The 6,493-nt window shown below is 65.3% G+C and carries 5 protein-coding genes; all 5 read left to right on the top strand.

Features of this window, described 5'->3' with window-relative positions:
- Positions 1-301 precede the first annotated feature (301 nt).
- Genes ACVOLQ_RS06495 through lpxK form a run of 5 tightly spaced genes read left to right on the top strand, consistent with a single transcriptional unit; the run spans position 302 to position 6,477 of the window.
- Positions 302-2,596, top strand: coding sequence for a DNA internalization-related competence protein ComEC/Rec2 (locus ACVOLQ_RS06495; RefSeq protein ID WP_481527498.1), 2,295 nt, complete (start codon positions 302-304; stop codon positions 2,594-2,596).
- Between the two features lie 27 nt (positions 2,597-2,623).
- Positions 2,624-3,286 carry a MotA/TolQ/ExbB proton channel family protein gene (locus tag ACVOLQ_RS06490; protein WP_282270584.1) on the top strand — a complete coding sequence of 221 codons (663 nt, stop codon included), beginning with the start codon at positions 2,624-2,626 and terminating at the stop codon, positions 3,284-3,286.
- Between the two features lie 4 nt (positions 3,287-3,290).
- Positions 3,291-3,713, top strand: coding sequence for an ExbD/TolR family protein (locus ACVOLQ_RS06485; RefSeq protein ID WP_313173611.1), 423 nt, complete (start codon positions 3,291-3,293; stop codon positions 3,711-3,713).
- Positions 3,710-5,455: a lipid A export permease/ATP-binding protein MsbA gene (gene msbA, locus ACVOLQ_RS06480; protein ID WP_313173612.1), complete on the top strand. Its 1,746-nt coding sequence runs from the start codon at positions 3,710-3,712 to the stop codon at positions 5,453-5,455. Before ACVOLQ_RS06485 ends, msbA begins: the two co-directional genes overlap by 4 nt.
- Positions 5,455-6,477 (top strand): tetraacyldisaccharide 4'-kinase, encoded by a 1,023-nt coding sequence (lpxK, locus tag ACVOLQ_RS06475; protein WP_481527494.1) that lies wholly within the window; start codon positions 5,455-5,457, stop codon positions 6,475-6,477. Before msbA ends, lpxK begins: the two co-directional genes overlap by 1 nt.
- Positions 6,478-6,493: the final 16 nt, after the last annotated feature.

Genomic DNA, 6,493 nt, shown 5'->3' with positions numbered 1-6,493 from the left:
GGCCGGCACCGAAGACCATCCCGCTCGTGCGTCGCGGCCCCGCCGCAAGCGGCTTCGGTGCGCCTCCGGTCAGCCGCCCGGCGGGGCGGGCCCCCCCACTACCGGCACCAGCTGCCAATCCTGATCCGTCTTCACCCGCTTCCACCGATGGAGTGCCGGCATTCGGCTGCCAGCATTGATCGTGGCGTCAGTGGAGATGGAAATGGCCGTTCAACCGGGCACCAATCGCCCATCGCGCCCCGAGGGAAGCATCGTGCTCGCCGGCAAGGCGACGGCCATTTGCTTCCTGGTCGGCATCTGCATGGCCATCCTGGCACCGGGTTTGCCCCCGGCGTCCCTGCGATGGCTGGCACTGCTGGCAGGAATGCTGCTCTGGTTGGCAACGCCGCGATGGCGCTGGCTGGGTGCAGTGCTGGCCGGGCTGGGCTGGACCTGCCTGCAGGCAGGCTGGAGCTTGGAGCAGCAGTTGCCTGTGGCCAGGGAGGCGCAGGAGCTGACACTGACAGGCGTTGTAAGCACGCTTCCTCAGCATGAGAGCCGACGCACGCGGTTCCAACTGCGCCTGGATACCCACGTGGATATCCCTGCGGACTTGCGCGGACGGCTGTTGCAGGTTTCCTGGTACGACCCGTTTGCTGCAACGGAACCCGGCCCGCGGATGCAACTGCGCGCGGGTGAACGTTGGCAGATGAATCTGCGCCTGCGCGCGCCGCGCGGGTTGGTCAATCCAGGTGGCTTCGATGCGGAGCGTTACGCACTGGCGCAGGGCATCGCCGCCAGCGGCATCGTCCGTCAGTCGCCGCCGCCGTTGCGGGTGGGGGCGGCAGGTGGCCTGGCGGCTTGGCGTGAACGCATGGCCGCGCGGATAGTGGCACAGGTGCCGGCGGCATCCTCGCGTTATGTGCAGGCCTTGGCCTTGGGCGATACGCGTGGACTGGGCGAGGCTGACTGGCAGGTGCTGCGCGCGACCGGCTTGACCCATCTGATCGCGATCTCCGGCTTCCACGTTGGAATGGTCGCGCTGTGCGCCGCTTGGCTGGTGGCCGGGCTTTGGCGCTTGCTGCCTTGGTGCGGGCACTATTGCCCGCGTCCGCTGGCTGTCGCAATCGGTGCACTGTGCGGTGCCGGCGCGTATGCGGCGGTGGCTGGCTTTGGATTGCCGACGGTGCGCACCGTGTTGATGGTTGCCGTGGTGATGCTGGCACGGCTCGGTCGCCGACCGGTCGACGTTGCCGGCGCCTTGGCCCTGGCGGCCTTGGTGGTGTTGTGGCTGGCGCCCTTGTCGGTGCTGACCGCTGGTTTCTGGCTCAGTTTTGCCGGGGTGGCGTGGCTGCTTTGGTGCCTGCCGGAGCGCGTCCACTGGCTGCGTGGTTTTCTGTCCGCACAGCGGGTGGCGACCTTGGGTCTATTGCCGCTGACTGTAATGCTGTTCGGGCAGGCCTCGGCGATCGGGCCACTGGCCAATTTGGTGGCGATCCCCTGGTGGAGCCTGGTAGTGGTGCCGTTGGCGCTGGTCGGCACTGGCCTGGAGGCGGCTGTTGCTGGTGCAGGTGGCATGGCCTGGCGCGCCTCGGCATGGTGTTTCGATCAGAGCTGGCCCTTGTTCCAGATGTTGGGCGACGCCCGCTATTCATTGTGGTGGCTGCCCGAATCAAGGTGGTTTGCCTTGCCGCTGGCCTTGCTGGCGGCGGCATGGGCATTGCTGCCTGCCGGGGTCCCGGGCAAGGGCATGGCCTTGCTGTTGTGGTTGCCGCTGTGCCTGCCATGGCGTGACCGGCCCGGATCCGGTGAATTCGAGCTGGTTGCGCTGGACGTGGGACAGGGTCTGGCGGTGCTGTTGCGTACCCAGCATCACGCGCTGTTGTTCGATACCGGGCCGGCGGTGGCGGATGGTTTCGATGCGGGAGAGCGGGTAGTGGTCCCTGCGCTGCGTGCCTTGGGTGTTCGCCGTCTGGACCGACTGGTGGTCAGCCATGGTGATCACGACCATGCGGGTGGATCGGCGGCGGTCACCAACGTGCTGCCCCCGGCCAGTGTGTTGATGCCGCCTGGCCTGACGTTGGCGGCTGCTGGTGCGGCGGCGACCTGCGAGGCAGGCCAGGTCTGGCAATGGGACGGTGTGCGCTTCGAGTTTCTACACCCGCCGCCGGATTTCCCCTATCTCGGCAACGAGTCGAGTTGTGTGTTGCGGGTGCAGGGCCGCTACGGTGCGGCGTTGTTGAGCGGCGACATCGGCGAAGTGATAGAGCGGCGTCTGCTCAAACAGGTGCCGGCAAAGCTGGATACGGACGTGGTAGTGGTCGCCCACCACGGTAGTGGTGGTTCATCCAGCGCCGGCTTTGTCCGCGCCGCGGGCGCGCGTCTGGCATTGATCTCCAATGGCCACGGCAACCGCTTTGGCCACCCGCGCGGTGACGTAGTGGCGCGTTGGCAGCGTTCCGGGGCGGAAGTACTGGCTACCGCCGATAGCGGGATGCTGCAGGTCTGGCTGCACGAGGAGGGGGTGCAGCTGCGTGAGCGCAGAATCTGGCGTTCAAGGCTATGGGACGCCGCTGAGCGGGCGCGGTCGGCTGCTATCCTATCTGACATCGAATAGGCGGCCACGGTGCCGGAGGGTTGAAACGTGTGGGAATTGGTCAAGGCCGGCGGATGGCCGATGGTGCCGTTGCTGCTGTTGGGCGTGCTGGCATTGGCAATCGTCCTGGAGCGTTTCTGGAGCCTGCGCCGTAACGAGGTGCTGCCACCGGGACTGGGTCAGGAGGTCCGCAACTGGGCCGCGCGCGGCAAGCTCGATGCCTCGCATATCGATTCCCTGCGCGCCAATTCGCCGCTCGGTGCCTTGCTGGCGGCGGCGCTCGAAGCACGCAACCGCCCGCGTGACCAGATCCGTGAACGGATCGAAGACACCGGTCGTCACCTGGTGCACCGGATGGGGCGCTTTCTCAATGCATTGGGCACCATTGCCTCGGCCGGTCCCTTGCTGGGCTTGCTGGGCACCGTGGTCGGCATGATCCAGATGTTCCTGGGCATCCTCGATCATGGCGTGGGCGATGTGGGCCAGCTGGCCGGCGGCATCGGCAAGGCGCTGGTGTGCACCGCGACTGGCATGATGGTCGCGATCCCGGCCTTGATGTTCCACCGCTACTTCCGTGGCCTGATTGATGGTTATGTGATCGAGATGGAGCAGGAAGCCAGCGCGTTGCTGGATGCGCTTGATGGCCGGCCGGCGGTGATGGCTGCCAGCAAGGCTGCCGCGCCGCGCCCGGCGGCAACCGAGAAGGCCTGAGCCCATGCGGATTGGTAGCAATCGTACGCAGGATGAGCCGCATATCGATCTGGTGCCCCTGATCGATGTGATCCTGGTGCTGATCATCTTCTTCGTGGTGACCACCACCTTTGATGCGCGTTCGACGCTGCAGGTGCAGTTACCCACGGCCAGTGACCAGAAGACCAGTGCGCCGCAGAGCGCCTTGAGCGTGTTGGTCAATGCCGACGGTCGTTACTTCGTCAATGACCAGGAAGTCCTGCGCACCGATATCGAGTCGCTCAAGCAGATCATCGCGCAGCTGGCCGGCGCGGATCGCGAGCAGACCGTGCTGCTGCGTGCGGATGCGCGGACGCCTTATCAGGCGGTCGTGACCGCACAGGATGCCTTGGGTCAGTTGGGGTTCCGGCGGATAGCGATTGCCACCGCACCGGAAGCCAAGCAATGAGTGACAACGCGTCGCCCTGGCAGGTCTACAAGCGTTTGCTCGGCTTTGCCAAGCCGTATCGACCGCTGCTGTTGATGGCCGGGCTGGGCATGCTGATCGAGGCGGCTGCGGGCAGCGGTTTCCTTGTGCTGATGAGCCCGATCACCAACAGTCTGGTGAATCCGCAGGACATCAACCAGTGGATGCCGTTGGCCGTCATTGGCTTGTTCCTGTTGCGAGGCGTGGCCGGCTATCTGACCGATATCGGCATGGGCAAGGCGGCACGCAGCATCGCGCGCGATTTCCGGGTGCTGGTGCTGGGCAAGTATCTGCGCTTGCCCGGTCAGCGCTTCGATGCCGAACCGGTGCCGTCGATGCTGGTGCGGCTGGGTTCGGACAGCGATCAGGTCGCGCAGGCTGCGATTGATGCGATGAAGGTTGTATTGCAGCAATCGCTGCAGGCGCTGGGATCGCTGGCGGTGATGTTGTACTACAGCTGGCAGGTGACGCTCGCGATCTTCGTGCTGGCGCCGCCGTTGGCATGGGTGATGAACAAGGTGGCCAAGCGCTACCGGCGCATCAGCCATCGCATCCAGGAAAGTGGGGCGGACCTGCTGCAGGCGGCGGACCAGGCCCTGTCCAGCCAGCAGGAAGTGAAGATCTACGGTGCGCAGCCGGCCGAGTTGGAGCGCTATACCGGGTTGGCCAATACCAATCTGCGCCTGGCGATGAAGGTTGAGGCAACGCGCAGCATTTCCTCGAGCATGGTGCAGCTGATCGGTGCGGTAGGCCTGGCTGCACTGCTTTTGATCGCCGGGCATGAGGCGGCTGCCGGGCGGCTGACGGTGGGTGATTTCGTCGGCCTGCTGATGGCGATGCTGGCGATCATTCCCGCACTGAAGCAGCTGACCAACGTGCAGAACATGACCCAGCGCGGCATCGCCTCGGCGCAGCGGCTGTTCCATGTCCTGGATGCGCAGGACGAAGTGGATAGCGGCAACCTGCCGCTGCAGCGCGCCAATGGCCTGCTGGAGTTCCGCAATGTCACCGCCCGCTATGCGGGGCAGGCCAAGCCTGCACTGGAAGACATCAGCTTCATCGCACGGCCGGGCACGGTAACCGCCATCGTTGGCCGTTCCGGCAGTGGCAAGTCGACCTTGATCAAGCTGATCCCGCGTTTCTATGAAATCGAGGCTGGGCAGATCCTGCTCGATGGGCATCCGTTGCAGGACTACAGGCTGGCCGATCTGCGTCGCCAGATCGCTTTGGTGGGCCAGCAGGTCACCTTGTTCAATGGCAGCATTGCCGAGAACGTCGCCTATGGTGAATTGCAGGAGCGTGGCCAGGCACAGTTGCAGAAGGCGATCGAGGGAGCCAATGCCAGCGAATTCGTCGAGCAGCTGCCGCAGGGCGTGGATGCGCCGGTGGGGGCCAAGGGCGGCCGCCTGTCCGGCGGTCAACGTCAGCGTCTGGCGATTGCGCGCGCAATGCTCAAGGACGCACCCATCCTGATCCTGGACGAGGCCACTGCCGCGCTGGACAACGAGTCCGAGCGGCTGGTGCAGGACGCGCTGCAGAAACTGATGCCCGACCGCACCACGCTGGTCATCGCCCATCGCCTGTCCACCATCGAGCATGCCGACCAGGTGCTGGTGATGGACCAGGGGCGCATCGTCGAACGGGGTACCCATGCCGAATTGTTGGCCTTGGGTGGTTTGTACGAACACCTGCATAGCATGCAGTTCCGCGACAGGCAGGAATGATGGCCAAGCAAGGACCGCAAACGCCGGCCTATTGGTATGGCGATGCGCCGGTGCCGTTGCCGGCCCGGTTGTTGGCGCCCCTGTATGGCGCGGTGACCGGTCTGCGCCGCAGCCTGTACCGACGCGGCTGGCTGCGCGCCCGGCAGGTGCCGGTTCCGGTGATCGTGGTCGGCAATATCACCGCCGGTGGTACCGGCAAGACGCCGTTGACCATCGAACTGGTCAATCGTCTGCGTGAAGCTGGCTGGAAGCCTGGTGTTGCCAGCCGCGGTTATGGCCGCGATGAGGTCGATAAGGCGCGCTGGGTTACTGCCGATATGGACGTGGGTCTGGGCGGCGATGAGCCGGTGCTGATCGCCTGGAAGACCGGCGTGCCGGTACGGGTGGACAAGGATCGGGTTGCGGCCGCCAAGGCCTTGCTGGAGGCCGGCTGCGACGTGGTGGTCTGCGATGACGGCCTGCAGCATTACCGTTTGGCCCGCGATATCGAGATCGAAGTCGTCGACGCGGTGCGTCGTTATGGCAACGGCAAGCTGTTGCCGGCCGGACCCTTGCGTGAACCCGCATCGCGCGCGGCGCATTGCGATTTCCGCGTGGTCAATCTGGGGCAGGCCAGCGATACGCATGCGGCGGTGGCCGACTCGGGATTTGGCGAGTGGGCAATGCGCTTGTCGATCGATGTGGCGCGGCCGTTGAAAGGTGGTCGCGACAAAGCGCTGAGGGCGTTCGCCGGGCAGCGCGTGCATGCGGTGGCTGGCATCGCCAACCCGCAGCGGTTCTTCCAGATGCTGCGCAGCCGCGATATCGGCGTCGTACCGCATGCCTTTGCCGATCATCATCGCTACACGGCGGAAGACCTGTCCTTCGGCAGCGAGTTGCCGGTATTGATGACTGAAAAAGACGCAGTCAAATGCCAGGGCTTCGCCACGGCATGGCACTACGCGGTACCGTTGCAGGCAGAATTGCCGGCGGCGTTCTGGGTGGCATTGCTCGACCGCTTGGGCAAGCTTGCCCGCGGCTGAGGCAGGCCGTTGTCGG

The organism is Stenotrophomonas sp. STEN031 (assembly GCF_056759975.1).
This window is presented reverse-complemented; position numbering and strand designations above follow the sequence as displayed.